Raw genomic sequence first — 24426 nt, 5'->3', positions numbered from 1 at the left:
GATTAACGACGATTCTTGCGTTTACGCGCCGCGCGTTTGGCTGCCGCCACGCCTGATTTACCCAAGCGCAGGCTCGGATGTTGTTTCAAAGAGCCTACCCGAACAGGGCTTGGCGTGATTTGGATTTCAGGTAACAGCGGTACGCCAAAACCGTTTTTCAACTTTGCCCAATAGGCAATAGATAAAGCAATCAAAGACTTTTTCATACCTTAGCCGCTCCCAATTCCATCGCAATCGCGTCCGCAATCGCGCGGCAGATGCCCCATTTTGTAGCCTTAAACAAGGCTAAATCAGCATCGTTGCTGATAAAAAACGGCTCAAACACAATGCCGCCGGCTTGTACATAAGCCAGGCGCGAATGCTGGCCCGCATTGTCGGGTTTAAAGCCGTCTTCGCCGCGCAGTTTCCAGCCGGTTTTCTTGGCAACGGCTTTGCTCAACACCTGACACCAGCGTTTGTTTTTGACGGTACTCAACGCCTCAATGCCAGTGGCCGTTTTCGCGGCGGCCGCATTGGTATAGAACTCAATCGCCACATCTAAGCCGCGAATCAGCTTGACCGCTTCGCGAAGCGGCATATTGCCTTTGCCTTCGCCGTCGGTGCGTACGGTCAAGCCGTAATCGTTACGCAGGATTGAAGCCACGATGTTGCGCATATCCTGCGCCAAGTCCGCCTCACGGTCGCTTCCGTTGACCGCGCCCGGGTCGGTGTTGCTGTGTCCTGCGGTTAAAGTTACAGTTTTGCCCATAAACATCTCCGAAAATCAAATCACAATTTATTTTCAAAACCTTATTTAACCTTTTCAGACGGCATAAGACGGTCGGCACAAATGCACTTACTGTTCCGCATACAAAAAAAGCCCTGCAAAAGCAGGGCAAAGGTCCACTCACAAGAAACACACAACACAATCAAGCTACAAATAAATCCGTCTGCGCTCTTGCCGCCGCCTCGCGGTCGGCCTCTTTCAAAATGTATCGGATATTGCGCGTAGACAGCCGATGAGCCAATACCAGCTCGCGCACAATAACCAAATCGCTCAAACCCTCCGCACTCATCGCATCATACTGGCGGCGGATAAATCGGTTGCGCAGCTCGCGCATCGCGTCCCAGCAGCGCGGGATAGCCAAGAAAGGTTGACCGGCATAAGCTCGCTCCAATCGTCCCGCAGCCTCCTCACCAATGTCCTCGACCAGTTGTGCGTGTAAGATTCGGCTCTGGCGCGTATTGCGCCGGCGGTTGGAAATCGGGTAATTCGTCCCGCCCCAAACCTTGACCATGTGAAACGCCGCTTCAAGCCCGATGACCGTAATCATCGCCACCACGCTCTGCGGCAGAAGATGTTTCACATCCTCAAAGTCCTGCTCTGTCATCTCCCAGTTCAAACTCATCCCGTTTTCTCCTTTTTCTTGCGGTTCGCGCTAATCTGCAAAGCCGCCACCAACTTGTGCATATTGCCGTCGGACAACCATTCCACGCGGTCAACCTTAAACATCTTTTTCGCCGTACCGTGCGCATAATTCCAAGACCAGCCGTTATCCAGCAGCAGGGCTTCGATTTTGCGCATCATCGGGTCGGCAGCCTCGCGGCGGTTCGGCCGTCGACCTGCCGTTTTTTTCGGCGCAAACCCATGTTGGCGCAAATCCTCGACCACGCGCTCCAGCTCAGGGATGCTGCACTCGGTACACGACCGCTTACCCGTCACACGCTCCAAGACCGCACGATAGGTAACGTCGTCCAAGCCCAGCTCCTTTTGAGCAATCTTGATTTTCGCAATCAACGCACGGCGCATTCCAAACTCCTAAAACACAATATATTGATTAATTAACGCATATTATACAGATAAAATACTATATGTTGTAGTAAGCCGATGTTTTTTTGCGAAACTGATAGGCATAAAAAAGCCGTCTGAAAACGAGCCTTGCGAGTTTCGCCAAAACGTTTCAGACGGCCTTTTTTACTACAATCTAATCACTGTCTTTTTCGCGCCGTTGCTTTCCCAAGGTTTGCGCTTTACCTCTGTTGATTCCTGCAAAATATCCCAAAGCTACCGCCCCGCCGATTTTGACAATTTCAATAGCGACGCTGTCCTTATCGCGCCATAAAGCAATAATCAGCACGGCGGCAATGAGAAAAGCAATAGCAATCACGGCATTCAGACGGCGTTTGTGTACCTCTTTGAAAATCTCACCATGTTGCTGTTCACCCTGTTTTTGCGCTTCGATGGTAGCCAGTGCAATGCGTTCGTGAGATTGGATTTCGTCCTTACGGCTTTCCAACTCCTTCTGTTTGACCGCAATATCCTGTTTTTGAAGTTCTAAAACTCCTGAAGCATTTTCTGCTGCTCATCGACCGGCAGATTCTCGGATTTTTCCCCGCTCATAAATCAACCGCCACTAAGGTTTTGTAACGGACTTTGAATTTGCCGTAACCCCGAGCCCCGATTTTCGGCGGCACAAATTCCACGGACACAATATTGCTCGTCTTACGGTCTTTACGGACTTCTTCCAAATAATCGGCAGCATTGAGCAGCCGTTCGCGGACTGCCGTATATTCTTTGATGGCATTCATTTTTTAACCTCGCTTAAATAGTGCAAATATTAGCATATAGGATTTATTTTTCAAGAAAATCAAACCTATATAAAATAAATGTATAATATTTTAATACTATATATGGTAAATTTCTTCCAAAAATACACACTAAAATACCATATCTTGATTTACATGCTCGCAACGTCGCACAAATGGCAGGGCATTGATGCCCGACAACAACAAAAGGTCGTCTGAAAACGTTTCAGACGACCTTTTTCTCTGATTATGTTTGGGAAATGCTTGATTAATTATGTGGACACATATATAATTTAATTTATCGGGGCAGTGAAGCCCGATACGGGAAAAGCCCCACCGAAGCGGGGCTGTTACGGGAGAAAGAAAATGAAGTCCTACCTTCAAATTCTGTTCTTTCTGTTTCTGATATTGGTAAGCGGTAAGGCTTACTAGGAAACTGAAAGCTAAGGGCGGTAGCCGCCGCCCTTAGTTCCCATCTTATAAAAGACGGCTAAAAAAATCAAGGAGTTTACCTATGGTTGATGAAAAATTGGCTGAATACCGTAAAAGGGCGGAAGCCAAGCGTGTTATTAAAAAAGTTTCTTTTAACCGCGAAACAGAAAGGGATATTTTGGAAATAGCCAATAATCTTGATTTTTCTCAATGGGTTAAAGAAAAAATACGCGAAGATTTCAAAAATCAGCTTGACTAATTATGTGGACACATATTAATATACAAACACTGCTTAGGCAGTAATGAAATTCCCCCGAAGTTGGAGCTTCGGGGGAACAGGTGGAAAGCAGAGCAGCAACTCTCTTTCCTCGTCATTCACGAAAAATGAAAGGTAATAATACCATGAATACCCAACTCATCCCAACTGTTTCAGGTCAATTGGACAATCAAACACAAGCACTGGTTGATGCTCATGACCTGCATAAGTTCTTAGGTGTGGAAACACCATTTTCTAAATGGATTCAGCGTCGCATTGAAGAATACGGATTTACACAAGCCCTTGATTTTATCGGCGTGGACAAAATTGTCCGCACCGAAGCAGGTTTCTTTGGACAGCGTGATAAAACTGTTCAGGGGTATTATTTATCCCTCGATATGGCAAAAGAGCTGTGCATGGTTGAACGTAACGACAAAGGACGCCAAGCCCGCCGATATTTTATCGAAATGGAGAAACAGGCAAAAGCCCTGCCCGATGCCGTGCTATACCGCATCGATGCATTGGAAGACGCCTATTTCCAAGCCGCGCCCGAAATGCTCGCGCTGCTGCGCTACCGCAGTATGGGCTTGAACCTGACCGAAATAGGCAAACTCTTGGACATGACCCCCGGCGCGGTTTCCTACCGTCTCAAAAAACTCAACGATTTGGGTTTCTTGGAATATGTCCCTAAGCCCAAAATGGTGGCACAACAACAGTCTTTGGGATTGGAGGGTTAAGCCATGAATACCGAATTTGCCTTGAACCAGCTTTCAAACGCTTTGAATTTTATCGGCACAAACCTGTTGGACCGCAAAGCAATGGGGAAAGAGGAGATGGAACAATGTGGCTGCCTGCTGCTAGTGTTGTCCGAATACGCCAACATACTTGACCAAAAACAGAAAGAAGAGGAGGTGTGAGCCATGAATACCACCTATACTCTGACTTTCGACCAAGACAGCCTCAAAGCCCTGAATCTGCTGGTGTTCACGCTCAACCATCTGAAAGTTTTGGATATGGACATGGAAGGAATTGAAGACGGTTTGTCTGCCGTGATTGAAACCGCCTCCGAGAAAGCCGACAAGCTGTCCGCCGCTTTCTACAACGCCGTGTACGAGCAGGAAGAGAAAGCAGCCTGAATCTAGGGCATTAAAAAAGGCCGTCTGAAACAGGTTTTAAACCCCATTTCAGACGGCCTTTAACATTGTTTTAAATCATCACATCAACTCCTGCTCCGTAGGCTCAATCACGTTTCAACACACTGAATTGAAATCAGGCTGTTGATTTTATAGAATTTGTTCGCTCGGCTCAATCACAAAATCCTCAAGCCCCGACACAATCTTAATCCCCGGCACTTGGCCGTCTGAAAAACGCTCTTTTTGATTCAGGATGGCGTCTTTATCGATTTCCTTTTTCGTGCGTACAAACTCAGCAAAGGCGGATTTCTCCGAGAGCCACGCCAAGACGGCAGCCACGCCCGTTACCTTGACAGATGGCGGACGGATGCGCCATTTAATCAGGCCGGTAGTAAAGTCCACGGTTTTGGTTTTACCGTTTTCCGTCAGCTCGTCCTTATGTGCCTCGCAGTATGCGGCCACACGTTCGGTCAGGCTCATGATTTCGGCACACATCGGCGCGGCTTTGGCGGCATATTCTTCTTCGATGACCGCTTTTTTGTCTCCGGCTTCGGTTTCCAGGCGTTTGACTTCGCGTTGCAAATCGCCGATTTTGCGGATAAACGCAGTAACTTCCGCTTTATCTTGTGCCGCTTCGATAGCGGGCTGTTTGATTCGGGTTTTAGCCATTTTTTCTTTCCTTTCAGGTTGGGTTTAACATTTCGGCTTGCTCAAGCCTTGTTCGCGTTCGCGCTTGGCAAGTGCTTCAACTTTCGCGCGGTTTCTCAAAATCTGCTCGGTGGCGGTTTCAGCCGGAGACGGTATCAGTGACTTGCCTCTTAACACCTCTTTAATTACGCCCTGAATGCGGTTTAAAGCTGATTTCCCTTTCGCTTTTTCCTCCGCCGTGGGGTGGTAGCGGTGTTCCAATTTCAGCGGCTCCGGCGGTGGCGGCAGCTTGTCTAAAAAGTCTTTGGGCGACGGCCAGCGGTCGGTTTCATTCGCCAATACCATAAAGGCCGTCTGAAATCGCGGTACATCTCGCGTTTCGTCCCACGCCCGGCCGTGCGCCAATACACGGTTCCATGTTTGCGCAGTCGCGGCCACAGTATCGGCAGCCGGCGAACCACTCAGACGCAGGGTCAAAAGCATGGTCAGGCCGTCGATCATGGCGTTATGCAGTTGAGTAGGCAGTTCTTTCATTTTTTCAGTCCTTGCAGTGAGGCGGCTGCGGTAAGGGTTTGGCTGGGGTTGGCCGGCAGAGCGGCGCGGCGGTTGGGTTGGTTTGTCTGATTCCCTGCTCTTGGCTGGCCAACCCAGCCCGCAAGGATTTCGTATAAGTATCCGTGCGACTTCAGCGGCGTTTTCAGACGGCCTTGGTCGCGTGCGTTGACCGTCTCGTTAAAACCATGAATCCAAGCCTCGGTAGGGGCAGGAAAACAAACCCCGTCGCGTGCCGCCTCCTGTGCCTTAATCATAGGCATTAACTCGTTCAGCAGTTTCGCGGTACGCGCCCAAGAGAGCTGGGACTTGGCAGGGCGGAAGAGACCGATGTAGCGGATAGCCGCTTTCCCGATATCAGCATCAAGTTCCAGCAACATCTTCAGCACTTCGGCTGCTTCGGCGTCGCTGACCAAGCTATCCAAGCTGTTGGCCGCCCCGCAGTTAGGACAACGGCAAATCATGATTCAATCTCCCAAATATCGCGGCGGCGAATAACTTTTTCGGTTTTAACTTTCCTCCGTATCCATTGGCCGCAGTATTCGCAGCACCGGCTGTTTTTATTAACTTCGCGCCATTTATGCGCATGCCCGTCAATAGCACAGGCTCCAATACGTTTGTAATCACACCATTTAACTTGTTCGACAACTTGTCCGCCTGGCTTAAATGCATAAATCTCTACCTTGCCATTGGGTAAAAAACTGATGGGAGCACCGGTAAACCACCCGTCGTTGTCATGCCATCCGATCCTCCAGATACCTAGTGTGTCAAACTTTTCGATAACCGGCATTCCTCTATGCGGTATAATTTTTTTGTTCTTTTTCAAAAATCTATAAATAAAATTGCTATATTTCGGACTCTTTTTAGGGTTGTATTGCTCAATGTCCATCACGCTTCCTCCCATAAAGTTATCGCCTGAGCCAAAGTTCCCGCCTCGGCAGTCTTCCACATCCCATCCGGCGACCGCGCAGCGATTACAAAGCCTTCGCCGTCCTTCTTCATGATCATCAGCTCGCCACGGTCTTCGATCCATTCTGCAATTTCTTTTCCATTCATTTCTTAAATCCTTTTAAATCAATACCTTATATTTTCAATAAGGCAAAAAAATATAGAGCAACATCAACGGCTTACCGTTTTAATTGTCGTCATAACCGTCATGGCCTTCGCCGATCATGTGCAACACGACGATTCGGGCCAACATTTCAAGCCAAATCCCCAGCAGTACCAACACCGCCAATCCGACAACAAACCAAATCATTTTTTCTCCTCCTTCTTCTCGGCAGGCCGTTTAAAACGCGCCTGATATTCCTCGATTTCGCGCTCTCGGTTTTTTTGCGCCATTCGCGCCGTCGCACGCCTGCGGTGTTGTCCCCAAGCCTGCCAATCCGTATTACGTCGTCCGAAACTCATTTCACACATCCTTTCACAATCGCCTTATCGCCATATTTCGCGCGGATTTCCTTAAGCGCACGTTCCAAAGCCTCTTGTTTCGCCGTAGGACTCAATGGCTTATCGCTCATAAACAATCCCTTTCATTTTTTCCTCCGTACTCATCGATTCGTATTGCTCGCCCAAAGCTTGAGCCTCCAAATCCGCCATCCGCTCGCGGCGTGACATTTCCAACTTCGCCGCTGACACCACTGGCTTAGAGCAGCTGTGAAGCATCGTTCCCACCAAAACCGCCCAAAACAACAACCAAAAAGCCAAACTGATCCACTTGGTTTTTCGTTCGCAAAACAAATTAGACATTTTCCTATTTCCTTATAAATCAATTAGTTAATATTTTCTTAAGGCAAAAAAATTATTGCGTACCCAATCCGCCTTAACCTGCGCCGCCCATTCCTTGGCTTCCTCTTTGCTCTCGAAGCGTTTCCGCAGTCGGCGGATTTGCAACCATGCAAAGCCTTCTTTCCGCTTGCCGCGCACATCCGCCCGCCAAATCTGCCTCCGTTTATGGGTTTCATAATCGTGCCAAGTGTCCTCATAGACTCCGGCGTGTACCGCATATTCTTGTCTCATTTCAGCTAACCTTTTTACGCTTTTCGCATGGTTTAATTTCACACTTTTGACATGCTCGCCAGTGCTGCATTTTGATAGGGTTATGCGTCGGAGCGGGGGAGAGAGAGATTTCAATACATTCGGCTCGTTCCATCCGTCGACCTTCAAACGGACACATCACCTTGCGAAATACATCCGTCACTTTCGCAGCAACTTTGTCAGGCTTGCCGTTGTATTTGCCGTTCAAAATCAGACTGATGCTTGTCGCGCTGTATCGGAGTTTTGCCGCAGTCTTCATCAGTCCGTCTTTCTCGACCTCTTCCTTCAAAACCGCGTACCAATCTTCTTTCATATAATCTTTTTCATTCATAATCAGGAACCTCCCTTAATACAATTTCGTTTATATTTGGGTCGTACACCTCTCTGACAGCCAGAAGCTGCGGTGCTTTCGACCCTGTATTCTTCAAAAGGACAAACGATTTTTTCCGAGCGTTGCCCGTATTTTTCAGATAACCCGCCGCTTCAAGGTGTTGAGCATAAACCTTGGCCATACTGCGGCTGACAGGGTGTGTCATATTGACGTGGGCCGTCAGGCTGTCCAAGTCAAAGGTTTTCAAAATCCGCATCGTCCGCCACAAGGCTTCCGTTACCGGACATTTCAACGGCTGACCGTCATCAGACAAGCGGGGCGCATCCACACCCGCATCCCGCTCCAGTCGGTATCCGTACGGGCTGCAAAAGTCCGAACCCTTCTGTATCGACACAAACCCGCCTTTATTAAGAGCTTTCAGATACGTGTACACCGTATTCCCGCTCAGTTGGCAGGCTTTGGCGATTTCAGAGACCGTCTGAAGCCTGTCCTTATTACCCCGCAGACAGTTCCAAATCTCTTGTCGGCGGTTGCGGGGCTTCGTCAATGTCGTCACGCTCATAATTTGACCCCGCGTTTAGGTGCTTCGCCCTTGTACAGGTCGGCTTTCGCACAAACCTCGCGCGTTACCGTATCCAAGCCTTGCTGGTTGGCAAGCTCCAACAGATTGACCAAATTGACCGTTACGCGGCGTACCGAGTCGTGCGCCAAATCCACCAAATAAGACAGCGCATCTTTTTCAAACGTCAAATCAGGCGCGTAAACCTTCGCCAACTCTTCCGCGTCTGCCAAATCGACAGGTTGCGCAGGTACCCAAGCCAGCACGCGGCCGTGGAAACGCTCGAATTTCTTAAGTTTAGTCGGCAACATCTCCTCGCCCACCAACATCAGCGGGGCTTGGCTGCCCTCGTAGATGTCGCGCACCAGCTCGACCAATCCCTTATGCGTAACCAAATAGTCCGCCTCATCCAAAATCAACGGACGTTGGCTGGCGGCCAACTGTTCGCAGATCACATCCAAACAACCCGCCGCCGTCCGGGCAGGCGGCAAGCCCATCTCGAAGCAGATTTTTTCCAACAGCGTCTTTTTGCTCCATGCGCTGCGCAGCTGGACATAGTAAGCGCGTGTCTCATTCGCCACCGCCACCGTCGCCGTCGTCTTGCCGAAACCCGAAGGGCCGTACAACACACCCAAGCCCGGCAAACCGTCCTGACGGTTGACCAAACGCTCCATTGCAACAGAGACCAAAGACAGATTGTTGATATTTGCAATTTTCATTTTTAAAATCCTTTTAAAATAGTGAATAAACCTTGTTTAAGACCCCGAAAGGTCGTCTGAAATCAAGCCAGCATCGCCCGCTTGGACAACGCCTTATACTCATTGCTTTGCGGGTAACGCTCCAGCCATCTTTGCGCCTGCGGCGGCAAATCCGTCTGACCGCAAAGACGCTGATACAGCGCAAACCGCTCCGATGCTTCGGACGGTACCGACCAGCCCGCGGCAGCTTCCGTTTCAGACGGCATTTCCACCGCCTTCACTGCCACAGCCTCGACCGTTAAATCGTCCTCACGGTTTCGGCGTGCTGCCAATGCGGCAGCCTTAGCCTTGATTTGGCCCATATCCAGCACCATCCCCCCGATATTGACCGAGTCCTGATGTTCGATGGTCGGTACGCGGCGTTCTTTCAGGATGTTTTGCTGTTGCAGCTCGTTGCGTTTCAGACGCTCGTCGTTGCGTTTGTCTTCCGCGCGTTCCAAGACGCTGACAGGCATATAGTCCGTCGAGTTGCCATGCCATTCCGCTTTGCAGATAAGCCGTCCCAAATCGTCGTAAATCCAAACCCAAAGCGCGTCCTGCACGTCGTAGCCGACCCTTACCGTTTCGCCGTTGAACTCCATCAGTTCGGCGGAATAATAAGTATTGCTGAACAGCGATACCTCCCCGCGCCGTACCGTGCGCATCACCTGCGGTCGGAACAAATATCCTTCCTCCTCCGGCGACACTCTTGGCGGCTCGCCAAACTCCGCCACCTTCAAAGCCCAAAATTCATTAGGCGACATATGCCGGCGTTTGCCTTCACGGTCGGTAAACTTAGGCAGCGAACGGTGCGGTCGGTCGTTATATTCGTCCACCACCCGTTCGATATAACCCTTAAACTCATCCCAAGTCGGAATCGGCGAATTCAAAATCTTCCCGTGCAGGCGGACTTCCTTACGCGACAGCTTAAACAGCTTCTGCCGCGCCTCATCGTCCATATTTTTCCCCACAAAAGACGGCAGGTTCGCCGCCGCCCGCGTGAAAATATTATGGCTGCGTTCCGACGCGCCCTTCGCTTGCGAGTTATAAGCCCGCGAATGCGTCATCGTCATGCCCAGCCTGCCCATCAGACCCGTTGCCTCATCCGTCATCATCAAGTTTTCAAAGCCACGTCCCCAGTCCACATACCAAAGCGCACCGATGGCCGCGCGGCTCGCGTGGCTTAAAGCCTCAAGCACAGTAAACCGGCTTTCCGCCAATCCCACGCTCCAGCCCATACACCGTCTTGTGCCAACGTCCAAAACCGTCGTAATTTCAGGTCTGAACGGCAGACCCGACAACGGATTCAATACCTCCGCATCAAATGTATGACCGTCGGCGGTGTAGATGGCGGCAGGTTTCAAGTGCAGGAAATCGCGCCGTTTGTGCGGCAGGATATTTTTCAAATCCCGCGCACCGCGTCGTCCGCGTTCACGCTCCACATTGCCAAGCTTTCCCAACCACCGGCGCACTTGATGAATACTTGGCACATCGCCCACTCTCCCCGTGGAAGAGGGTTGGGGAGAGGGCAAAGCCTCCAGCCTGCTAACAAACAAGCGGTAAGCTTCGGAAACAGAAGGCTTCATCGGCAGCCGGTAGCATTCCAAAAACACAGGCAGCCAAGACGGGACGTTCATATCCTCGGTTCTGGATTTCGGCGCAAGGCTGTTAGATTCCCGCGCCGCAAACCACCGCTTGATTGTCCGTACGCTCGGCAGTTTCCCACCGCCGCCACGCCCGTCGGCAGCCAAAGAAAACAGCTTCGCAATATGCTCGAAGCCAGGCATCTTCGCCTGCGTCAAAACAGTCGTCATCGCCGCCTCCTTCGACACACCCGATTCCGCCATTACCCGCTCGACCGCAGACAAAACCCCGCGTCGTGCCGATTCACACAGCCGTTGTTGCTCCGTCGAGCCGTCCGCAACACCGATTGTCAGCTGTCCCCCTCTCACATCAGGAGAGGGCAGCCCCGCCGCCTCGTTGCCTTTTTCTTCATAAGAAGACAGGGGAGTGGGCAAATCTGACAAACCGCCCAAAACCTCGTTCAACTTCTTCGCCTGAATCAGTTTCAATACTTCAGGGGGCGGTGCATATTCGCGGCGTTTTCCGTTTTTCCCCCCTGACAAGAGGCTTCAATAAAAGACCACTTCTCTCGTTCAACCTTATATAAGATTGCTCTATTCGTTTTAGGAAATTTTTCTAAGTTCATTTCCAATAACTCGGAAATCGAGTAATGCGTTTTCATGCTGCTGCCTCTTTATATAAATAAGTGTAGCGAGGGCGGATGCGCCGCCCGTCTTTCGTCCACCGTTCCGGCCACAGCTCATACAATGGCTTGCCCAACACTTTCGCAATCGCCATCTCGCCGGCAGTCGATGGCTTTCTCAAAGCCTGACGCACTGTGCTTTCTCCTATACCTGCCATCGCAGCCACATCGGCAAGCGTCAGCCCCTTCATCTTAATTTCCGCCCGTATTAGTTCTGGGTGCATAAATACTCCTTAATATATGTAGCGTGGGTGTTTACCCACGAAATCAAATTAAAACCGTTTAATCGGTCGTCCGAACCGTTTCAGACGACCTGTTAAACAGTCTCCTTCCTGACGGGTCGGATACCCGTCATTTTTTTGGCTATTTCCAAATTGTTAAAGAACACTGCAAAATCGGTTATACTGTTTTAAAGTTGCCGTTTCGCTGTTTTTAAAATTATATAACTTGGAAATTATTTCGTAACTAAAATTTCCATGCTTTTCTATATTGTTTTAACAAGTGATTGTTTTAAATATGAAAATAATTTCTAAGATTTTTTCCATGTTTTTGATTGGAGCATGGAAATGAAAGAGCCAAAATTCAGCATCTCTGAAATTCAGAATTTGATTACCCAGTTGAATCTAATAAGCCTGCCGAATACAACTCGCGCCATTCAATACAGGGCAGAAAGAGAACATTGGGAATATGAAGAAGCACCTTCACAAGGTGGGAAGAAAGGTGTTAAAAGAATCTACCCTCTTCCTCCTTATGTTATTGATGAATTGGAACAAAAAGGCTTGCTCCATTTGATAGATGGCGCGGAAACAGACACACCGCTTGAAGTCCGCAACACTCAACCCGATGTAGCACATATCGAAAATATGGATTACGCAGACTGGGCAGCACGTCAGGATACGCGCGACATCGTACCCGTCCGCTATTACAAAGAAGTCTTCGCAAGCACAGGCAGCGGCGCAATACCGTGGGATACCAACCCCGAAGCCATGTGGTTCCGAACCGCCTTCTTCAAACACCTGCAGCTTTCCCCCGCAGACTGCTTCTGTACCCGTATCGACGGGGACAGCATGTTTCCAACCCTAATCGACCAAGGCACCGTCCTATGGCAAACCGCCACGCGCTACACCCGTGAAGGAATCTACCTGTTTCGACAACAAGACGAACTCCGAGTCAAACGTCTGCAACGCCTGACCGCCGATACACTCAACATCATCAGCGACAACCCAAATAAATCCATCTACCCGACAACCCAACTGACCCTGTCCGCCACTACCCCCGCTGACTTCCAAATCCTCGGCAAATACCTATGGAGCTGCGGCATATCAAAATAACCAGCTTCCCGATAATTCCCATGACAAAAAAAGCGCGAAACTGACAAAAAACTGTCAGATTTCGTGCTTTTTTCGCAATTCTAAAATTTTCCCCAATTTTTTAAATATCTTCATGTTTTCAATAATTTCTACCTTTTTTTCTCGTTATATATCTATGACAAAACTAACACCACCCCACAATCACCCCCGCCAATGCCCATGAGTGCAAACACCTGTCGCCTTTATTGGAAGGACTGCCCGAAGGTACGACCGTCTATGCCGACAAAGGCTATGACAGTGAGGAAAACCGGCAACATCTGGAAGAGCATCGGCTGCAGGACGGCATTATGCGCAAAGCCCACCGCAAACATCCGCTGACGGAAACGCAAACCAAACGTAACCGATATTTGTCGAAGACCCGTTATGTGGTCGAACAAAGCTTTGGTACGCTGCACCGTAAATTCCGCTACGCCTGGGCAGCCTATTTTGGTCTGCTCAAAGTGAGTGCGCAAAGCCATCTGAAGGCGATGTGTTTGAACCTGTTGAAAGCCGCCAACAGGCTAAGTGCGCCTGTTGCTGCCTAAAAGGTGGCCGGATGCCTGATTATCAGGTATCCAAGAGGGATTAAGGGGATATTTGGGTAGAGTCAGCGGATATTTGAAACAAAAACAGCCGAAAACCTGTGTTTGGGTTTCGGCTGTTGGGGAAAGGACTTTTTTGCAAAGGTCTCACTCTACTTTTTTAAGTAAGCTTTTCATATTAATTGCTCTATCTCCCAACTCCTCATGAGAGCATATTACACATGGTATTCTTATTGTTCTTCCTTATAAAAAACCAACAAACCTCATTCAAGATATAAAAAAATGCGGCCTAAATAGGCCGCATTTACTTTGCTTCGTCTTTTCAGACGGCCTTTTCAGGCCGTCTGAAAGTCAGATTACCATTGGTAACCAACTGCTGCGGTAGCACCGAAGTGACCACGTGAGTTGCCGGAAGCAGTACCTTTGATGATCCAGTTACCACCATCGGAGATGCTAGAGAAGCCGACAGCGTAACCGGTTTCACCGCGGTAGTGACCGCCACCGATAGCCAGCATGCTCTTACCTGGCAAGTAAGCTTGTGGCAGACCGGCAGTAGCCAGAGCTTGAGCCACACCTGCGCGGGCGTTGTTGTCAACCTTGTTCACATTGCTGTTCACATCGCCGATTTTTTGGTTCAACTGGTCAACGTTAACCGCATCGGTACCTTTCTTACCTGGAGCAACATTTTGGATAGTAGTGTTGCCGGCATCGATACCACCTTGGTTGATGGTTACAGGACCTGCTTTCAGTTCGTTAGTAGTAACACTGTTAACGGTCAGATCAGGGTTCATGCTGACTTTCAGCGCATCGCCGTCTTTCTTAACGAAGATGTTTTGAACTTCTTTCTCTGAAGTCTTACCGGTTGCTTTGTCGAATACTTGAACTTTAGTACCCGCATCACCTTTAATCTGAATAGTGTTATTCAGAGGTTTGGAGATAGAGCCGTCAGTAGTACCAGTCTCGTCAACCAGACCGAAGGTGCCATCAGCATCTTTACCGTCTTTACCGTCTTTACCATCTTTACCATCTTTCACGGTTGCAGTAGAAGTAGAGATGACTTTACCGTCTTTATCGAAGTTGTTGATAGTGATGGTAGAAGTACCTTTAGCTTCATCACGCTCAACTTTACCTTCAGCAGACTTACCGTTGTCACCGGTATCACCTTTAGCTGCAGCTGTACCATCTTTAACAATGGTAGTAGTGGTATTACCTTCGCCATCAGTGATGGTTACAGTGTGAGTGCCGTTGCCGTTGTCTTTAACTTCGGCTTTAGCATTCTTACCGTCTGCACCAGTTGCACCGGTAGCGCCAGTTGCACCGTCTTTAACGATAGTAGTAGTGGTATTACCTTCGCCATCAGTGATGGTTACAGTGTGAGTGCCGTTGCCGTTGTCTTTAACTTCGGCTTTAGCATTCTTACCATCTTCACCTTTAGCACCGGTATCACCCTTAGCTGCAGCTGTACCATCTTTAACGATAGTAGTAGTGGTATTACCTTCACCATCAGTGATGGTTACAGTATGAGTGCCGTTGCCGTTGTCTTTAACTTCGGCTTTAGCATTCTTACCATCTGCACCAGTTGCACCGGTAGCGCCAGTTGCACCGTCTTTAACGATCGTAGTAGTGGTATTACCGTTACCGTCTTTGATGGTTACAGTGTGAGTACCGTTGCCGTTGTCTTTAACTTCGGCTTCAGCGTTCTTACCGTCTTTAACGATAGTAGTAGTGGTATTACCTTCGCCATCAGTGATGGTTACAGTGTGAGTGCCGTTGCCGTTGTCTTTAACGTCGGCTTTAGCATTCTTACCGTCTTCACCTTTAGCACCGGTATCACCTTTAGCTGCTGCTGTACCATCTTTAACGATAGTAGTAGTGGTATTACCTTCACCATCAGTGATGGTTACAGTGTGAGTACCGTTGCCGTTGTCTTTAACTTCAGCTTTAGCATTCTTACCATCTGCACCAGTTGCACCGTCTTTAACGATGGTAGTAGTGGTATTACCGTTACCGTCTTTGATCGTTACAGTGTGAGTACCGTTGCCATTGTCTTTAACTTCGGCTTCAGCGTTCTTACCGTCTTTAATGATGGTAGTAGTGGTATTACCTTCGCCATCAGTGATGGTTACAGTGTGAGTGCCATTGCCGTTGTCTTTAACGTCGGCTTTAGCATTCTTACCGTCTTCACCTTTAGCACCGGTATCACCCTTAGCTGCAGCTGTACCATCTTTAACGATAGTAGTAGTGGTATTACCTTCACCATCAGTGATGGTTACAGTATGAGTGCCGTTGCCGTTGTCTTTAACTTCAGCTTTAGCATTCTTACCATCTGCACCAGTAGCGCCAGTTGCACCGTCTTTAACGATGGTAGTAGTGGTATTACCGTTACCGTCTTTGATGGTTACAGTATGAGTACCGTTGCCGTTGTCTTTAACTTCGGCTTCAGCGTTCTTACCATCTTTAATGATAGTAGTAGTGGTATTACCTTCGCCATCAGTGATGGTTACAGTGTGAGTGCCATTGCCGTTGTCTTTAACGTCGGCTTTAGCATTCTTACCGTCTGCACCGGTATCACCTTTAGCACCAGTTGCACCGTCTTTAACGATGGTAGTAGTGGTGTTACCGTTACCGTCTTTAATGGTTACAGTGTGGGTACCGTTGCCGTTGTCTTTAACATCGGCTTCAGCGTTCTTACCATCGGCACCGGTTGCACCAGTTGCGCCGGTATCGCCTTTGGCACCAGTTGCACCGTCTTTAAGGATGGTAGTAGTGGTGTTACCGTTACCGTCTTTAATGGTTACAGTGTGAGTACCGTTGCCGTTGTCTTTAACTTCGGCTTCAGCGTTCTTACCGTCTTTAATGATGGTAGTAGTGGTATTACCTTCGCCATCAGTGATGGTTACAGTGTGAGTGCCATTGCCGTTGTCTTTAACGTCGGCTTTAGCATTCTTACCGTCTTCACCTTTAGCACCGGTATCACCCTTAGCTGCAGCTGTACCATCTTTAACGATAGTAGTAGTGGTATTACCTTCACCATCAGTGATGGTTACAGTATGAGTGCCGTTGCCGTTGTCTTTAACTTCAGCTTTAGCATTCTTACCATCTGCACCAGTAGCGCCAGTTGCACCGTCTTTAACGATGGTAGTAGTGGTATTACCGTTACCGTCTTTGATGGTTACAGTATGAGTACCGTTGCCGTTGTCTTTAACTTCGGCTTCAGCGTTCTTACCGTCTTTAATGATAGTAGTAGTGGTATTACCTTCGCCATCAGTGATGGTTACAGTGTGAGTGCCATTGCCGTTGTCTTTAACGTCGGCTTTAGCATTCTTACCGTCTGCACCGGTATCACCTTTAGCACCAGTTGCACCGTCTTTAACGATGGTAGTAGTGGTGTTACCGTTACCGTCTTTAATGGTTACAGTGTGGGTACCGTTGCCGTTGTCTTTAACTTCGGCTTCAGCGTTCTTACCGTCTTTAATGATAGTAGTAGTGGTATTACCTTCGCCATCAGTGATGGTTACAGTGTGAGTGCCATTGCCGTTGTCTTTAACGTCGGCTTTAGCATTCTTACCGTCTGCACCGGTATCACCTTTAGCACCAGTTGCACCGTCTTTAACGATGGTAGTAGTGGTGTTACCGTTACCGTCTTTAATGGTTACAGTGTGGGTACCGTTGCCGTTGTCTTTAACTTCGGCTTCAGCGTTCTTACCATCGGCACCGGTTGCACCAGTTGCGCCGGTATCGCCTTTGGCACCAGTTGCACCGTCTTTAACGATGGTAGTAGTGGTGTTACCGTTACCGTCTTTAATGGTTACAGTGTGGGTACCGTTGCCGTTGTCTTAACTTCGGCTTCAGCGTTCTTACCATCTTTAATGATAGTAGTAGTGGTATTACCTTCACCATCAGTGATGGTTACAGTGTGAGTGCCATTGCCGTTATCTTAACATGGCTTGTGCATTCTTACCGTCTGCACCAGTTGCACTTTGTCGCTTTCGCCTTTAGCGCCGGCTTCACCTTGTCACCTTTGTCGCCTTTTTCGCCTTTAGCACCGGCTTCACCTTGGTCACCTTTGTCGCCTTTTTCGCCTTTAGCGCCGGCTTCACCTTGGTCACCTTTGTCGCCTTTTTCGCCTTTAGCGCCGGCTTCACCTTGGTCACCTTTGTCGCCTTTTTCGCCTTTAGCGCCGGCTTCGCCTTGGTCACCTTTGTCGCCTTTTTCGCCTTTAGCACCGGCTTCGCCGTCTTTACCGTTCTTACCATCTTTTACGATAGTAGTAGTGATTGAACCATCATCTAAATTAGTAATAGTAATAGTGTGAGTACCGTTTTCGTTATTATCTTCAACTCCAACAGCTAAGCCGCGAGCGCTATCACCTTTTTCGCCGGTATCGCCTTTAGCACCAGCAGGACCAGCATCACCTTTTTCGCCTTTAGGGCCAGCAGGACCAGCATCACCTTTTTCGCCTTTAGGGCCAGCAGGACCAGCATCACCTTTTTCGCCTTTAGGGCCAGCAGGACCAGCATCACCTTTTTCGCCTTTAGCACCACCACCAATTACGCTCAGGGTGTATTCGTTAGTGCCGTTTGAAGTCATTGTCAAACCGTCACCGGCGATCAGTCTCAGGCGGTTTTCGTATATACTCGGGTCACCGGCTGACTTCGGGTTATAGATAAAAGTACCGTCAGGAGCATTGGCGTTACTACCGTTGACGCCTTCGAATACGAACGGATTCAGGTTTTCGATGCGATTTGCAACAGCGTACAATTGAGAGCCGTTGATTGCATCGGTAGAAGTTGCAGAAATACGGCCTGCGGCAACGTTTTGGATTTGACGTTCTTTACCTGCAGAACCTACAGACAATACTGCGCCATTGCCCAAACCGCTGGTTGCACCTGCGAAGCCGCTGTAAGTGTAGCTGTAAACAGTAGCACTTTGGTCAATGCTGTAATTGTAGCTGCGAATAGTAGCAGTGTTAGTAGGTACGAAGTCGCTGGTTGTAGAGCCGTTACCCAGAGCTACGCTGTTTTCGATAGTAGATTTAGCTTCAGTACCCAAAGCCAAAGTGTTTTTAGCTGTTGCTTGAGCATCGTTACCCAGAGCAGTTGCATAATCACCACCATTGGCTTTAGCACCACGGCCTAATGCAATCGCTTGCGTAGAAGCAGCGTTACTTTGTACACCCAATGCTACCGCGTATCGAGCACCTGCTTTAGCAGCAGGACCGAATGCAGCCGCAGAAGTACCATCAGCTACGGAACCACGACCGATAGCTACGTCAGAACCTTGTTTCGCTTGAGCGTCGCCACCCAATGCTACTGCACCGTTTTGAAGGGCTTGGGCGCGCTCACCGACAGCAATTGCTACGATACCAGTTGCTTGAGCTTCTGTACCGATTGCCGTTGCCGAACCGGCATTGTTTACTGAGCCTTCCGCATTAGTACCGGCAGAAGTACCATTGGCTTTAGCACCATGGCCTACTGCAACGTCGGAAGCTTGTTGGGCATTTGACTTAGAACCTACTGCAATAGAGTTATTACCAACTGCTTGAGCAGCTTCTTTTGCCTCCATTGAACCACCGACTGCAACAGAGTTTACACCAGCAGCATTAGCTGATGTACCACCAGCAAAAGAGGCTGTACCTGATGCTTTAGATGCAGCACCAACCGCAGTAGCGCGTTCAGCTGAAGCAGCAGAATAACCACCTAATGCAGTTGCCGAACGACCAGAAGCATTAGATTGGACACCAACCGCAACGGCATTATCAACACTTGCAGCAGCGTTCTTACCTGTCGCAACCGTATTGGCTGCAGATGCATTTGCATTAAGACCAACAGCTACTGCTGCGGTACCAGTACCTTTATCAGCACCAGCTGGTACTTCACCACCAGCTTTTGCATTTTGACCAAGAGCAACTGCGGAATCCGCACTAGCGTTAGAGTATGAACCGATGCCAACAGATTGAACACCCAATGCGGTTGCTGATGTAGCCATAGCAAGTGCATGGTCTTTGCTTGCTACAGCGAGTTCACCAATAGAAATAGCATTGGTCCACTTGGCAGTAGCATCGTTACCAATCGCAATTGAGTTTTCATGTGAGGCAGTTGCGTTAGGGCCTACGGCAACAGCATGGCGTCCGGCAGTAGGGTTGGGCACATTATTTGGCGCAACATTAACTGCATCATTAGTAGTAAGATCCGCGGAAGCAATTGCACCGTTTGACACCGCCAAAGCACCTGCCGCCGCAACTGCAGCAGCTACGGCTTTACGCTTGTCAGAAGCGGATTTTTTGCCGTGCGCATGGCTGATCTCGGAAACCGCGGTCCATGTCTGGGTCGCGTGGTTCCAAATGACTTTAAAGACTTTATTCATATCGATTTTCCTGTAAGGGGTTTGATTTCTTTTGGGACGTGTTGCTCGGCTGTAAACCACCTGTCCACACATTTGCCGCATTTCAGAGTCTCCCCTTTATGCGGTTTCATGCCGTAATCTCCTGTATGCAATTACCGTGCCAAAAGTCTCCACTCGGCCGAATAACAGCTAAAAGCCTGTTTTATGGGATTTTATGCTGATACATTTTGGGAAGCTTGTGAAGTTTGGGAAACGATGTGCCGTTTTTTGTCAGCTTGTTTCTTAACAAGTCACTTTTTGTCAGCTTCTATCAATGCATTCGGAATCCTTGTCCAAATTTTATATGCGTTTGGTTTTACAAATCAATTCTTCCGATAAAGTGTTATTTTTTCGGCCTCAACGGTCATACCCGTTAGATTTACTTGTTGCTTTTTTTAAACGCTTTTTTCTAGTTATTTGATTTTAAAGCTTTATTCTAAAACAATAATGATTATTAAATAATATATGATTTGGATAGTTTCTTTAGTAATAGATTTGAATATTATATTTTATTTAGAAAAATAATGAAGTTTATATTGAAAATCCGATTAAAACGTGAGACGGTTTTCCATAACCTGTTTTCAGACGGCCTTTGACGTTTTCTAACATAGCAAACAGCAGGCAAATGACACGAATTTATGCGCTATTGAGCCGATGGACAGCGTTAAAAAGGCAAGTGTAAAACTTGCCTTTACGTTTGGGATTTGTTTGTTCTCTATTGTAGAAAACTGTGTTGTTTTTTCAGACGGCCTTACCAACGGAATGTTTGGGTCACGCCTGCGGAGGCGCCGTTGTTGCCGGCATAGCCGTAGCCACCGGTATGGCTGGAGGCACAGGCGGTGAGTGTGGCGAGGGTGAGAATGAGGAGGATGTGTTTCATGTTTTTTCTCTGAGTGGGTTGGTTTTAGACTTGTGTGGCGTTGTGTTGCCGTATTAATCGGACGGGCTGGAGCTTGGTTGCTTTGTCCTGATTTACAGTTAGGCCGCTAAATTGTTTGATGATTGAAAAAGGCCGTCTGAAAACGGGTTTCATGATATTGAAACTTTGTTTTCAGACGGCCTTTATTTTATATCAGCTTACTAGAGACAGGAATATTTGAAATCCTAACCACTTATCCGCCCTACTTACTCGTCTGCAGTCAAACGACGGACAAAATCAGCAAAGCTGTCGGCAATATATTCCTCATGAAAATTATCCAAATAAATATTGATAACCGATGGCTCACCATCGGCATTTATATTGCGGTAATCCAGCGCAAAAAATCCGTGTCCGCTATCTTCTTCGGCAAAGTAAACGCCAACATGCGGCAATGCGTGATTTTTAGAATCCTCCAAAAAACGGCTACCCATTTGACCGCACAGGGAATTATTATTCGCAAAACCAATACCATATATACCACGAACCATTAGTTCGCATTCATATCCATCCGTATCGGCATAACGAAAAAAACAGCGTTTCAAACTACCGCCATTTTTCAGGCGCATCAAAGCGATATAGTCAATGGGCAGAGAATAGCCCAGCTCCTCTTCCACGCGCGCAATAATCTCATCCGTAAGCGGCGTATCTCCTTCAAAACCTTCGTCATAGTTAATGAAAAGATTTGCAGCAAAATCTGCTAACTCAGCTTGGCTAAAAGACATGACTTATCCCATTTATTAAAACTTAGGCCGTCTGAAATCAGGTTTCAGACGGCCCTTATTTTATATCAGCTTATCAGTGGCGGAAATGGCGGATGCCGGTTACGACCATGGCGATGCCGTGTTCGTCTGCTGCGTCAAAGACTTCTTGGTCGCGCATGGAGCCTGAGGGATGGATGATGGCTTTGATGCCCTGCTCGGCAATGACATCTACGCCGTCGCGGAATGGGAAGAAGGCATCGGAAGCGGCACATGCGCCGTTGAGGTCGAGATTGGCATCTTGCGCTTTGCGGGCAGCGATGCGTGTGCTGTCCACACGGCTCATTTGGCCTGCGCCGATGCCGTAGGTTTGACCGCCTTTGCCGAAGACGATGGCGTTGGATTTGACGTATTTTGCGACGTTCCAGACAAACATCAGGTCGTTCCATTCTTGCTCGGTCGGTTGGCGTTTGGAGACGACTTTCAAATCGGCGCGGTTGAGGCGGTGGATGTCGGGGGTTTGTACCAATAGTCCGCCGCCGACGCGTTTGAGTTCAAAGCGGTTTGCTCCTGCTTCAAGCGGCACTTCCAATACACGCACGTTTTTCTTGGCGGCAGCGATTTCGAGGGCTTCCGCGGTGAACTTCGGAGCCATGAGGACTTCCATAAATTGGTTGTCGGTAATTTGTTTGACAGTTTCGCCGTCCACTTCGCGGTTGAAGGCGATGATGCCGCCGAATGCGCTGGTGGTGTCGGTAGCGTAGGCGAGCTTGTAGGCGTCCAAGGTATTGGAGGCGATGGCTACGCCGCACGGATTGGCGTGTTTGACAATTACGCAAGCTGGCGCGTCAAAGGATTTGACGGCTTCCCAAGCGGCATCAGCATCGGCGATGTTGTTGTAAGACAATTCTTTGCCTTGCAGCTGTTTGTAGGCGGAAAGGCTGCCTGCGGCTGGGTAAATATCGCGGTAGAACGCGGCGCGTTGGTGCGGATTTTCGCCGTAGCGCATGTCTTGCACTTTAATCCAGCTTTGGTTGAACTGGCTTGGGAACTCGCCGATTTGGGGCTGGCCGCTCAAGACGTCGTCTGAAAGCGAGGTCAGGTAGTTGGAAATCATGCCGTCGTATTGGGCGGTATGGCTGAATGCTTTGCGTGAGAGGTTGAAACGGGTTTTGTCGCTCAATGCGCCGTTGTTGGCTTCGAGTTCGGCGGCAATGGCCGGGAAATCAGCGGTGTCGGTAACGATGGCGACGTGTTTCCAGTTTTTCGCGGCAGAGCGCACCATGGTTGGGCCGCCGATGTCGATGTTTTCAATCGCGTCTTCCAATGTGCAGTTTGGTTTGGCGATGGTGGCGGCGAAGGGGTAAAGATTGACACACACAAGGTCGATATTGCCGATGCCGTGTTCTTCCATCTTGGCGACGTGTTCGTCCAAATCGCGACGGCCGAGGATACCGCCGTGGATTTTCGGATGCAGGGTTTTCACGCGGCCATCGAGCATTTCGGGAAAACCGGTATAGTCGGCAACTTCGATAACGGGAACGCCTGCATCAGCCAAGAGCTTTGCTGTACCGCCGGTAGAGAGGATTTCAACACCGAGCTTGGTCAGAGTTTGGGCAAATTCGACTGCGCCTGTCTTGTCGGATAGGCTGATCAGGGCGCGTTTGATGGAAGACATTTGGATTTCCTTTGTTGAAGGTTTAATCGATATGGGATGAATTTTCAGGGCGGTATTATCCTCTATTTTCGCCTTTTTGGCAGTAGGTTTTTATAGATATTGTTGACAATTTTATTGTAAAAGGCCGTCTGAAACTCGGTTTCAGACGGCCTTTTGCTTATTTAAATCCCATTTTCTTTGCCACCCATACTGCGCCTGCCATGCCTGCACATAATGGCATGAGTAAGGCGACGGGGGCGTAGGTTAGCTCCAAAATAAAGGCTATGGCTGTCAGTGGCATTTTGAGGGAAACGCCGAGGAAAACGGCGGCGCCGACAACGGCCGCGCTTTCGGACGACATTTCCGAGAAAACGCTGTTCCACGCGGCGGCAGCGGCAAAGGCGATGGTACTGCCGAGCATCATGGACGGGGTAATCAGGCCGCCGTATGCGCCGGCGGTAAGTGCCATCAAGACGACCAGCCATTTGACGGCGGTCAGCTCAAGGCTGTGTTGCCAGTCGGTCAATCCGCCAAAGGTCAGTTGGTTGCCTGCTTTGCCGTTGCCCAAAATTTCGGGAAACCAAACGGAAATCACGCCAATGAGTGCAAACATACAGACGGCCAAGGGAATGATTTTGATGTTGTCGCGCTTGATGAAGGGGAACTTTTGGGCGGTGCGCTGGAAAAAGACGGCGGTTGCGCCCAGTATCGGGCCGATAATGACGGAAAACCAAAATAATGAGGTGTTGATGGAAAGGTTGGTCGGATGATATTGCTGCACGTCGCCCAAACCGATGCGTGCGACGGCGGTGGCGATGACTGAAGTCAGCAATGCGGCGGCGACTGCTTGCTGCGTCCATAAGCCAAGCATGGCTTCGAGGATGAAAAGTGTGGAGGCGAGCGGCACGTTATACACGGCCGCCAAACCTGCACCCGAGGCGCAAGCGATGACCAGCCTTGTGTCGTCTTCGCTCAACCCGAAACGGTTGACGCCTACTGAAGCAAAGGCAGCAGTCATTTCGCGCGGCGCAACTTCGCGGCCGAGCGGCGAGCCCAGCCCGACAGTAATGATTTGCAACAGGGCATGGCTGACGGTTTCAAAAAATGGAAAACCCGCGAGCGGATTTTTAACCACGGCTTTAATGCCCGGTTGCGGCCTGCCGTAGCGTTTGAGCAACCACCACCCCAAACCAACCACCGCGCCGCAAAAGGCCATCACGCCGATACGTCGCTCCGGACTTGCCTGCGCTACGCCCTCTCGGAATGAAACGTATAGGCCGTCTGAACCGTAACCATAGGCAAGATGTTGAATCGTATGCATGATTTCGGTTAATACAATGCCGACCATGCCGCCGATAATG

At 49.1% G+C, this 24426-nt stretch carries 32 protein-coding genes and 1 pseudogene; 6 read left to right on the top strand and 27 right to left on the bottom strand.

The genetic code is table 11. The annotated features are described in order from the left end of the window. Window positions 1-2 precede the first annotated feature (2 nt). The 6 genes from KCG54_RS02035 to KCG54_RS02010 form a co-directional block, all read right to left on the bottom strand. Window positions 3-206 (bottom strand): hypothetical protein, encoded by a 204-nt coding sequence (locus tag KCG54_RS02035; RefSeq protein WP_070646193.1) that lies wholly within the window; start codon window positions 204-206, stop codon window positions 3-5. Beyond that, window positions 203-748: an N-acetylmuramoyl-L-alanine amidase gene (locus KCG54_RS02030; RefSeq protein ID WP_254324496.1), complete on the bottom strand. Its 546-nt coding sequence runs from the start codon at window positions 746-748 to the stop codon at window positions 203-205. The genes KCG54_RS02035 and KCG54_RS02030 overlap by 4 nt, the downstream gene beginning before the upstream one ends. A gap of 160 nt (window positions 749-908) precedes the next feature. Continuing rightward, on the bottom strand, window positions 909-1277 hold the full coding sequence (locus KCG54_RS02025; RefSeq protein ID WP_254324495.1) for a Mor transcription activator family protein: 369 nt from the start codon (window positions 1275-1277) through the stop codon (window positions 909-911). Between the two features lie 107 nt (window positions 1278-1384). Then, a complete protein-coding gene (locus KCG54_RS02020; RefSeq protein WP_254324494.1) occupies window positions 1385-1789 on the bottom strand; it encodes a gp16 family protein in 405 nt (134 codons plus the stop codon). Between the two features lie 175 nt (window positions 1790-1964). Further along, the gene (locus KCG54_RS02015; protein WP_254324493.1) at window positions 1965-2276 is read right to left on the bottom strand and encodes a hypothetical protein; all 312 of its coding nucleotides are present in this window, start codon (window positions 2274-2276) and stop codon (window positions 1965-1967) included. Between the two features lie 100 nt (window positions 2277-2376). Then, window positions 2377-2568, bottom strand: a complete 192-nt coding sequence (locus tag KCG54_RS02010; protein ID WP_254324492.1) for a hypothetical protein — start codon at window positions 2566-2568, stop codon at window positions 2377-2379. A 511-nt stretch (window positions 2569-3079) separates the two neighbouring features. Between KCG54_RS02010 and KCG54_RS02005 the strand changes: the two genes are divergently transcribed. From KCG54_RS02005 to KCG54_RS01990, 4 genes are all read left to right on the top strand, one after another. Then, entirely contained in the window at window positions 3080-3256 is a 177-nt protein-coding gene (locus KCG54_RS02005; protein ID WP_168160662.1) for a hypothetical protein, read from the top strand. Window positions 3257-3399: 143 nt separating this feature from the next. Continuing rightward, the gene (locus tag KCG54_RS02000; RefSeq protein WP_254324491.1) at window positions 3400-3990 is read left to right on the top strand and encodes an antA/AntB antirepressor family protein; all 591 of its coding nucleotides are present in this window, start codon (window positions 3400-3402) and stop codon (window positions 3988-3990) included. A 3-nt stretch (window positions 3991-3993) separates the two neighbouring features. Then, window positions 3994-4170 carry a DNA polymerase III gene (locus KCG54_RS01995; protein ID WP_254324490.1) on the top strand — a complete coding sequence of 59 codons (177 nt, stop codon included), beginning with the start codon at window positions 3994-3996 and terminating at the stop codon, window positions 4168-4170. Window positions 4171-4173: 3 nt separating this feature from the next. Then, window positions 4174-4389: a hypothetical protein gene (locus KCG54_RS01990; protein ID WP_002213624.1), complete on the top strand. Its 216-nt coding sequence runs from the start codon at window positions 4174-4176 to the stop codon at window positions 4387-4389. Window positions 4390-4536: 147 nt separating this feature from the next. Here the strand turns inward: KCG54_RS01990 and KCG54_RS01985 are convergent, their stop codons facing one another. The 14 genes from KCG54_RS01985 to KCG54_RS01925 form a co-directional block, all read right to left on the bottom strand. After that, window positions 4537-5055, bottom strand: a complete 519-nt coding sequence (locus KCG54_RS01985; RefSeq protein WP_106740709.1) for a host-nuclease inhibitor Gam family protein — start codon at window positions 5053-5055, stop codon at window positions 4537-4539. Window positions 5056-5079: 24 nt separating this feature from the next. Continuing rightward, the gene (locus KCG54_RS01980) at window positions 5080-5568 is read right to left on the bottom strand and encodes a hypothetical protein (RefSeq protein WP_254324489.1); all 489 of its coding nucleotides are present in this window, start codon (window positions 5566-5568) and stop codon (window positions 5080-5082) included. After that, window positions 5565-6050, bottom strand: coding sequence for a hypothetical protein (locus tag KCG54_RS01975; RefSeq protein ID WP_254324488.1), 486 nt, complete (start codon window positions 6048-6050; stop codon window positions 5565-5567). Before KCG54_RS01975 ends, KCG54_RS01980 begins: the two co-directional genes overlap by 4 nt. Then, window positions 6047-6475, bottom strand: coding sequence for a hypothetical protein (locus tag KCG54_RS01970; protein ID WP_254324487.1), 429 nt, complete (start codon window positions 6473-6475; stop codon window positions 6047-6049). Before KCG54_RS01970 ends, KCG54_RS01975 begins: the two co-directional genes overlap by 4 nt. Continuing rightward, the gene (locus tag KCG54_RS01965) at window positions 6475-6642 is read right to left on the bottom strand and encodes a hypothetical protein (protein WP_254324486.1); all 168 of its coding nucleotides are present in this window, start codon (window positions 6640-6642) and stop codon (window positions 6475-6477) included. Before KCG54_RS01965 ends, KCG54_RS01970 begins: the two co-directional genes overlap by 1 nt. 79 nt (window positions 6643-6721) lie before the next feature. Next, complete coding sequence (locus KCG54_RS11945; protein ID WP_256388733.1) at window positions 6722-6844, bottom strand: hypothetical protein; 123 nt, start codon at window positions 6842-6844, stop codon at window positions 6722-6724. Next, window positions 6841-6996 (bottom strand): hypothetical protein, encoded by a 156-nt coding sequence (locus tag KCG54_RS01960; protein WP_168162045.1) that lies wholly within the window; start codon window positions 6994-6996, stop codon window positions 6841-6843. Before KCG54_RS01960 ends, KCG54_RS11945 begins: the two co-directional genes overlap by 4 nt. A 99-nt stretch (window positions 6997-7095) precedes the next feature. Continuing rightward, window positions 7096-7335, bottom strand: coding sequence for a hypothetical protein (locus KCG54_RS01955; protein WP_249552283.1), 240 nt, complete (start codon window positions 7333-7335; stop codon window positions 7096-7098). Between the two features lie 27 nt (window positions 7336-7362). Further along, entirely contained in the window at window positions 7363-7605 is a 243-nt protein-coding gene (locus KCG54_RS01950) for a toxin PIN (protein WP_254324485.1), read from the bottom strand. A gap of 1 nt (window position 7606) precedes the next feature. Beyond that, complete coding sequence (locus KCG54_RS01945; protein WP_254324484.1) at window positions 7607-7954, bottom strand: XRE family transcriptional regulator; 348 nt, start codon at window positions 7952-7954, stop codon at window positions 7607-7609. Further along, window positions 7947-8516: a helix-turn-helix transcriptional regulator gene (locus KCG54_RS01940; protein ID WP_070695161.1), complete on the bottom strand. Its 570-nt coding sequence runs from the start codon at window positions 8514-8516 to the stop codon at window positions 7947-7949. The genes KCG54_RS01945 and KCG54_RS01940 overlap by 8 nt, the downstream gene beginning before the upstream one ends. Next, window positions 8513-9232, bottom strand: coding sequence for an AAA family ATPase (locus KCG54_RS01935; RefSeq protein WP_254324483.1), 720 nt, complete (start codon window positions 9230-9232; stop codon window positions 8513-8515). The genes KCG54_RS01940 and KCG54_RS01935 overlap by 4 nt, the downstream gene beginning before the upstream one ends. 62 nt (window positions 9233-9294) lie before the next feature. Then, entirely contained in the window at window positions 9295-11376 is a 2082-nt protein-coding gene (locus KCG54_RS01930; protein ID WP_254324482.1) for a Mu transposase C-terminal domain-containing protein, read from the bottom strand. Window positions 11377-11491: 115 nt separating this feature from the next. Next, complete coding sequence (locus tag KCG54_RS01925) at window positions 11492-11740, bottom strand: helix-turn-helix domain-containing protein (RefSeq protein ID WP_254324481.1); 249 nt, start codon at window positions 11738-11740, stop codon at window positions 11492-11494. 342 nt (window positions 11741-12082) lie between these two features. Between KCG54_RS01925 and KCG54_RS01920 the strand changes: the two genes are divergently transcribed. Next, window positions 12083-12847: a S24 family peptidase gene (locus tag KCG54_RS01920; RefSeq protein ID WP_254324480.1), complete on the top strand. Its 765-nt coding sequence runs from the start codon at window positions 12083-12085 to the stop codon at window positions 12845-12847. Window positions 12848-13026: 179 nt separating this feature from the next. After that, window positions 13027-13410: pseudogene (locus tag KCG54_RS01915) on the top strand (transposase); the annotation flags it as partial. A gap of 353 nt (window positions 13411-13763) precedes the next feature. Here the strand turns inward: KCG54_RS01915 and KCG54_RS12045 are convergent. The 7 genes from KCG54_RS12045 to KCG54_RS01885 all read right to left on the bottom strand — a co-directional run bounded on the left by KCG54_RS12045 (window position 13764) and on the right by KCG54_RS01885 (window position 24413). Then, complete coding sequence (locus KCG54_RS12045; RefSeq protein ID WP_432761024.1) at window positions 13764-17213, bottom strand: YadA family autotransporter adhesin; 3450 nt, start codon at window positions 17211-17213, stop codon at window positions 13764-13766. Window positions 17214-17215: 2 nt separating this feature from the next. Continuing rightward, window positions 17216-17314 carry a hypothetical protein gene (locus KCG54_RS12040; RefSeq protein WP_432761023.1) on the bottom strand — a complete coding sequence of 33 codons (99 nt, stop codon included), beginning with the start codon at window positions 17312-17314 and terminating at the stop codon, window positions 17216-17218. Between the two features lie 50 nt (window positions 17315-17364). Next, window positions 17365-19773 carry an ESPR-type extended signal peptide-containing protein gene (locus KCG54_RS01900; RefSeq protein ID WP_254324477.1) on the bottom strand — a complete coding sequence of 803 codons (2409 nt, stop codon included), beginning with the start codon at window positions 19771-19773 and terminating at the stop codon, window positions 17365-17367. A 769-nt stretch (window positions 19774-20542) separates the two neighbouring features. Further along, entirely contained in the window at window positions 20543-20671 is a 129-nt protein-coding gene (locus tag KCG54_RS11940; protein ID WP_256388401.1) for a hypothetical protein, read from the bottom strand. A 245-nt stretch (window positions 20672-20916) separates the two neighbouring features. Further along, the gene (locus tag KCG54_RS01895; RefSeq protein ID WP_254324476.1) at window positions 20917-21432 is read right to left on the bottom strand and encodes an SMI1/KNR4 family protein; all 516 of its coding nucleotides are present in this window, start codon (window positions 21430-21432) and stop codon (window positions 20917-20919) included. Between the two features lie 73 nt (window positions 21433-21505). Next, on the bottom strand, window positions 21506-23086 hold the full coding sequence (gene purH, locus KCG54_RS01890; protein WP_254324475.1) for a bifunctional phosphoribosylaminoimidazolecarboxamide formyltransferase/IMP cyclohydrolase: 1581 nt from the start codon (window positions 23084-23086) through the stop codon (window positions 21506-21508). Window positions 23087-23243: 157 nt separating this feature from the next. Further along, window positions 23244-24413, bottom strand: a complete 1170-nt coding sequence (locus tag KCG54_RS01885) for a chloride channel protein (RefSeq protein ID WP_254324976.1) — start codon at window positions 24411-24413, stop codon at window positions 23244-23246. Window positions 24414-24426 lie beyond the last annotated feature (13 nt).

This window comes from Neisseria subflava, from assembly GCF_024205705.1.
GTDB classification, from domain to species: Bacteria; Pseudomonadota; Gammaproteobacteria; order Burkholderiales; family Neisseriaceae; genus Neisseria; species Neisseria subflava_D.
This window is presented reverse-complemented; position numbering and strand designations above follow the sequence as displayed.

Coding starts and splice junctions, on each gene's coding strand:
- KCG54_RS02035 (WP_070646193.1), bottom strand. CDS start 206: ATGAAAAAGTCTTTGATTGCTTTATCTATTGCCTATTGGGCAAAGTTG.
- KCG54_RS02030 (WP_254324496.1), bottom strand. CDS start 748: ATGGGCAAAACTGTAACTTTAACCGCAGGACACAGCAACACCGACCCG.
- KCG54_RS02025 (WP_254324495.1), bottom strand. CDS start 1,277: ATGGTCAAGGTTTGGGGCGGGACGAATTACCCGATTTCCAACCGCCGG.
- KCG54_RS02020 (WP_254324494.1), bottom strand. CDS start 1,789: ATGCGCCGTGCGTTGATTGCGAAAATCAAGATTGCTCAAAAGGAGCTG.
- KCG54_RS02010 (WP_254324492.1), bottom strand. CDS start 2,568: ATGAATGCCATCAAAGAATATACGGCAGTCCGCGAACGGCTGCTCAAT.
- KCG54_RS02005 (WP_168160662.1), top strand. CDS start 3,080: ATGGTTGATGAAAAATTGGCTGAATACCGTAAAAGGGCGGAAGCCAAG.
- KCG54_RS02000 (WP_254324491.1), top strand. CDS start 3,400: ATGAATACCCAACTCATCCCAACTGTTTCAGGTCAATTGGACAATCAA.
- KCG54_RS01995 (WP_254324490.1), top strand. CDS start 3,994: ATGAATACCGAATTTGCCTTGAACCAGCTTTCAAACGCTTTGAATTTT.
- KCG54_RS01990 (WP_002213624.1), top strand. CDS start 4,174: ATGAATACCACCTATACTCTGACTTTCGACCAAGACAGCCTCAAAGCC.
- KCG54_RS01985 (WP_106740709.1), bottom strand. CDS start 5,055: ATGGCTAAAACCCGAATCAAACAGCCCGCTATCGAAGCGGCACAAGAT.
- KCG54_RS01980 (WP_254324489.1), bottom strand. CDS start 5,568: ATGAAAGAACTGCCTACTCAACTGCATAACGCCATGATCGACGGCCTG.
- KCG54_RS01975 (WP_254324488.1), bottom strand. CDS start 6,050: ATGATTTGCCGTTGTCCTAACTGCGGGGCGGCCAACAGCTTGGATAGC.
- KCG54_RS01970 (WP_254324487.1), bottom strand. CDS start 6,475: ATGGACATTGAGCAATACAACCCTAAAAAGAGTCCGAAATATAGCAAT.
- KCG54_RS01965 (WP_254324486.1), bottom strand. CDS start 6,642: ATGAATGGAAAAGAAATTGCAGAATGGATCGAAGACCGTGGCGAGCTG.
- KCG54_RS11945 (WP_256388733.1), bottom strand. CDS start 6,844: ATGATTTGGTTTGTTGTCGGATTGGCGGTGTTGGTACTGCTGGGGATT.
- KCG54_RS01960 (WP_168162045.1), bottom strand. CDS start 6,996: ATGAGTTTCGGACGACGTAATACGGATTGGCAGGCTTGGGGACAACAC.
- KCG54_RS01955 (WP_249552283.1), bottom strand. CDS start 7,335: ATGTCTAATTTGTTTTGCGAACGAAAAACCAAGTGGATCAGTTTGGCT.
- KCG54_RS01950 (WP_254324485.1), bottom strand. CDS start 7,605: ATGAGACAAGAATATGCGGTACACGCCGGAGTCTATGAGGACACTTGG.
- KCG54_RS01945 (WP_254324484.1), bottom strand. CDS start 7,954: ATGAATGAAAAAGATTATATGAAAGAAGATTGGTACGCGGTTTTGAAG.
- KCG54_RS01940 (WP_070695161.1), bottom strand. CDS start 8,516: ATGAGCGTGACGACATTGACGAAGCCCCGCAACCGCCGACAAGAGATT.
- KCG54_RS01935 (WP_254324483.1), bottom strand. CDS start 9,232: ATGAAAATTGCAAATATCAACAATCTGTCTTTGGTCTCTGTTGCAATG.
- KCG54_RS01925 (WP_254324481.1), bottom strand. CDS start 11,740: ATGCACCCAGAACTAATACGGGCGGAAATTAAGATGAAGGGGCTGACG.
- KCG54_RS01920 (WP_254324480.1), top strand. CDS start 12,083: ATGAAAGAGCCAAAATTCAGCATCTCTGAAATTCAGAATTTGATTACC.
- KCG54_RS01900 (WP_254324477.1), bottom strand. CDS start 19,773: ATGAATAAAGTCTTTAAAGTCATTTGGAACCACGCGACCCAGACATGG.
- KCG54_RS11940 (WP_256388401.1), bottom strand. CDS start 20,671: ATGAAACACATCCTCCTCATTCTCACCCTCGCCACACTCACCGCCTGT.
- KCG54_RS01895 (WP_254324476.1), bottom strand. CDS start 21,432: ATGTCTTTTAGCCAAGCTGAGTTAGCAGATTTTGCTGCAAATCTTTTC.
- purH (WP_254324475.1), bottom strand. CDS start 23,086: ATGTCTTCCATCAAACGCGCCCTGATCAGCCTATCCGACAAGACAGGC.
- KCG54_RS01885 (WP_254324976.1), bottom strand. CDS start 24,413: ATGGTCGGCATTGTATTAACCGAAATCATGCATACGATTCAACATCTT.